Source organism: Rhodovulum sp. (genome assembly GCF_011048875.1).
In the GTDB taxonomy this organism is placed as follows: Bacteria; Pseudomonadota; Alphaproteobacteria; order Rhodobacterales; family Rhodobacteraceae; genus Rhodovulum; species Rhodovulum tesquicola.
The window spans coordinates 1-4,021 of record NZ_DSDD01000062.1 but is presented as its reverse complement, the minus strand read 5'-3'; the positions used below and the strand labels follow the sequence as shown (position 1 = coordinate 4,021).

Genomic DNA, 4,021 nt, shown 5'->3' with positions numbered 1-4,021 from the left:
GTTCCCCCGACCTCAATCCGATCGAAATGGTCTTCGCCAGGCTCAAGGCCCTCGTGCGAAGCGCCGCCCCGAGATGCGCTGACAGCCTCTGCAGCGCCATCGCTTCCGCCCTGACCGCCTTCAACCCGAAGGAATGTGCGCGCTATCTCCGGCACGCAGGATATGCTTCAACTTGATCGGAAACAACTCTAGCGGCGCGTTGTGTCGCGCATATTACAGAAGCCCCTTGTGCGGGGCCCTGCCGCGGCCCCGCTTGCCTCAGGGCCGGTCAGCCGGTTCGCGTTCGGGATCGGGGGTGGCGGGATCGTGCGGGGTCCAGGCGTTCAGGCGGCCCATGCGGGCGGTCTTCTTGTGCTGGTGGCGGTCCATCCGGCGCAGCACATCGCGCAGGAAATGCAGGCCCTCGATCACATGCGGTCCCTTGTTCAGCATCACGCAATCGGCGCGCTGCGCCATCGCCGCATCGGTCGCCTCGGCGCGGCTGGCCACGCCCTCCTTCAGCAGCCCTTCCAGCACCTGGGTGGCCCAGACCACGGGCACACGCGCGGCCTCGCAGAGCCACAGGATTTCCTCCTGGACCTCGGACAGCCGGTCCAGCCCGATCTCGACGGCCAGATCGCCGCGCGCGATCATCACCGCGACCGGCAGCCGGGCGCCCGCGGCGACGATCAGCCAGGGCAGGTTCGCGACCGCAAGCGGCGTCTCGATCTTGAGCACCACCGCGGGAAGCGGTCGGTCCCCGGCGGCCTCGGTCAGCGCGGCGATCAGGTCGCGCACATCCCCGACCGTCTGCACGAAGGAGAAGCCGACGATATCGGCCAGATCCAGCACCGTGCCCAGATGGTCGCGATCCGCAGCGGTCAGGGCGGGCAGATCGAGGCTGCGGCCGGGCAGGTTGACGCCCTTGTCGGGCTTGAGCCGCCCGCCCTTGGCCCGGGCCTGGGTGACCTCAAGCTCGACCCGCGTGCCGTTGCGGGCCAGAACGCGCGCGCGCAGGACGCCATCGTCGATCCAGACCGTGTCGCCGGGGGCGAGCCGGTCAAGGATTTGCGGATGGGACAGGGTCGCGGTCAGGGGTTGGGTCCGGCCCCGGATCCCGGCGGGCAGGTCGGCGGCAAGCGCAAAGCGGTCGCCGGGATGCAGGCGAATCTTCTCGCGGCTGCTGACGGCGAGGATGCGCAGCTTGGGCCCGGCGAGGTCCATCATCAGCGGCACCCGCCGCCCGGCCGCGGTTGCTGCGGCCCGGATATTCGCCGCCATGCGTGCCCAGGCCTCGGGGCTGTCATGGGCGGTATTGATCCGCAGGCAATCGGCCCCGGCGGCCACGATTTCCTCGACCAGGAACGGGTCGTCGGCGGCCTCGGACGGCAGGGTGACCATCACCCGGGTCGAGGGGCTGTCCAGCCGGGCCGCGCCGAACAGCGCGTCGCGCCGCTCGGCCAGCAGGGCCTTGGCCGCGGTCAGCGTCCGGGCGGGGGGATGGCGGTGCCCCGGGACGTCGGCAAGGATCGCCAGCGTCGCCAGAACCGCGTCGATAGAGGCCAGCACATGCGCTTCGCAGCGGCCGAGCGAGGACAGACCCAGTGCGGCGAGCGGCGCCTGAAGCGGGCCCAGATCGATCTGGCGCAGCGCCAGCCAGGCCGCCAGATTGCTCATGCAGTCGAAGAAAACGCCATCACCGGGCGGCAGGGACCACTCGGTCAGCAGGCGGGCGGCGCGGTTCTCGACATCGGCGCGCAGTGCCGAGACGGCAGCATGCAAGCGCCGCGCCTCGTCCCGCCCGGCCGTCGCTTGCGTGTCGCTCTCGATCCTGGACATGGCCGGACTCCGAAATCTTCTCCGAGAGAAACCGGATTACGCGCGCGATGTGACGGAACGGTGACGGCCGCATGACAGCGTCCGTTGCGCCCGGCCAGAGGGGCAAGGTCGAATCTGTCGGGTGGGGGAAGGGGGGCAGAAGCCAAGGTGCGAACCGGGGGCGCAAGCCCGCGTCGCGCATCACGAACCGGGCAGGGTGGCCTTGCGGGATTTGGGGGCAACGGGCGCGGCGTCTCCCGCGGCTTGCCGTGCAAGGCGGGCCGCTTTCAGGGCGGCCGTCTTGTTCTGGCGTTCCTCGGCCTCGGAGCGAAGGATCTCGCGCGCGATGCGCGTCGTGGCTTCGGCCTTGGTTTCCTGTGAGGTCAGCCGAAACTGGGGTTCTTTCGTGCGCATGCGTTTCCCCTTTCTATTACAAACGCGGGTCAACGAAGCTCCGCGTCTGATCCGACCAATGGTTCATCGGCAATGCGGGGGGGGGCGTTGTCCGGCCCACCCTTTGCCGAGGATCGAGGCCCTTCCGCCGCGGCGGGAGGGAGCGAAATCCTGGATCGAGGAAAGCGCAGGGCCTCGTATGCGACACCCTGCGCTTCGGTCTTCAGGCGAGAACGAGATTGCTCGCGCTTTCGCGGCCATCGCGGCCATGTTCGACGTCGTAGGTCACCTTCTGGTCATCGGCCAGACCGGTCAGACCGGCGCGCTCGACCGCGGAGATGTGGACGAACACGTCCTTGCCACCCGTCGAGGGAGCGATGAAGCCGAAGCCTTTGGTTGAGTTGAACCATTTCACGGTGCCATTGGCCATAACCGTGGTCTCCTGTTTCTGTGCTGCCCGCTGGATGCGGCAGCCCGGCAAAGTCAGTCCTGATCGATCAACTGAGAGCCGGGTGAACGGAGGCAGAGGTTCGAAAGAGAATAACGTCAGCCAGATTTACTTGGTGGAGCCGACAGCAGATCGCAAGGGCCAGATCGAAAAGAATACCGATCACCGGCAGTTTGGTCGGCCTGACTGCTCGGTCTGTCCGCGCCCCGCCTTGTCCGAACGGAGGGTCTATCTGGCCTCCTCGACCTCTATCGAGACATGCGAGAGATCGCGGAGATGGCCAAGCCGGGCGCGGTAGGCCGAGGGGGCGAGCGGGTCGCTTGCGCGGATCGCCACGATGGCGCCGTGGTGGCCGGGACCCAGTTGCCAGACATGCAGGTCGGTGATGCGGGTATCCTCGCCTTCCAGCGCAGCGCGGATCTCGACAGGCAGGCCCTCGTCCTCGGGCAGGTAGTCGACCAGGACGCGACCCGCCTGTTTCATCAGCCCCCAGGACCAGCGCGCGATCACCAGCGCGCCGACGACGCCGATCAGCGGATCGAGCCAGACCCAGCCATAGGCCCGCCCCGCCAGCAGCGCGCCGATGGCCAGCACCGAGGTCAGCGCATCGGCCAGAACGTGAAGATAGGCCGCCCGCAGGTTGTTGTCGGGGGCGGCAGGGTGCGCGTGGCCATGGTGGTGGTCATGTCCCTCGCGCAGCAGGAGCGCGCAGCCGAGATTCACCGCCAGCCCGATCACCGCCACGATGGTTGCCTGGGTGAAGTCGATCTGGACCGGTTCGATCAGCCGCACCAGGCTTTCCCAGCCGATCAGCAGCGCCACGATCAACAGCACCACCGCCGAGCCGAACGCCGCCAGATCGCCGATCTTGCCGGTGCCGAAGCTGAAGCGCGGGTTGCGGGCGTGGCGGCGGGCATAGCCATAGGCCAGCGCTGTGATCGACAGCGCGGCGGCATGGGTGGACATGTGCCAGCCATCCGCCACCAGCGCCATCGAGCCATAGATCGTGCCTGCCGCGATCTCGATCACCATCATCGTGGCCGTGATGGCGATCACGATCGAGGTGCGGCGCGCGTTCCGGTCGTGGTTCGGTCCGAGGAAGATGTGGTCATGCCTGTCCTCCGGAGCGGGGCCGGGGGGCTGTGGATGGGCATGATCGTGCATAGGCGATCCTATTTCAGATAGCTGCGCAGGACGGCGACCAGATCCTCGGACCCTTGTCGGCGCGCCTCGGCATCCTCGACATCGCGAACATGGTGGGCGAGATGCGCCTCGATCAAGTCGGTCGTCAGCCCGCTCATCGCGCCCCGGACCGAAGCGACCAGATGCAGGATCGCGCCGCAGTCCTTGTCCGCCTCGACCGCGCGCTCGATCGCCTCGACC

At 68.0% G+C, this 4,021-nt stretch carries 5 protein-coding genes; all 5 read right to left on the bottom strand.

What is annotated here, in order from left to right; translation table 11 throughout:
* Positions 1-258 precede the first annotated feature (258 nt).
* Positions 259-1,818 carry a pyruvate kinase gene (locus tag ENN83_RS02150; protein ID WP_287183524.1) on the bottom strand — a complete coding sequence of 520 codons (1,560 nt, stop codon included), beginning with the start codon at positions 1,816-1,818 and terminating at the stop codon, positions 259-261.
* Positions 1,819-1,998: 180 nt separating this feature from the next.
* Entirely contained in the window at positions 1,999-2,211 is a 213-nt protein-coding gene (locus tag ENN83_RS02145; protein ID WP_287183520.1) for a hypothetical protein, read from the bottom strand.
* Between the two features lie 202 nt (positions 2,212-2,413).
* A complete protein-coding gene (locus ENN83_RS02140) occupies positions 2,414-2,620 on the bottom strand; it encodes a cold-shock protein (RefSeq protein ID WP_253090312.1) in 207 nt (68 codons plus the stop codon).
* Positions 2,621-2,866: 246 nt separating this feature from the next.
* Entirely contained in the window at positions 2,867-3,802 is a 936-nt protein-coding gene (gene dmeF / locus ENN83_RS02135; protein WP_287183516.1) for a CDF family Co(II)/Ni(II) efflux transporter DmeF, read from the bottom strand.
* An 8-nt stretch (positions 3,803-3,810) separates the two neighbouring features.
* Positions 3,811-4,021: metal/formaldehyde-sensitive transcriptional repressor (locus ENN83_RS02130; RefSeq protein ID WP_287183513.1), on the bottom strand; the 211-nt coding region annotated here is incomplete at its 5' end.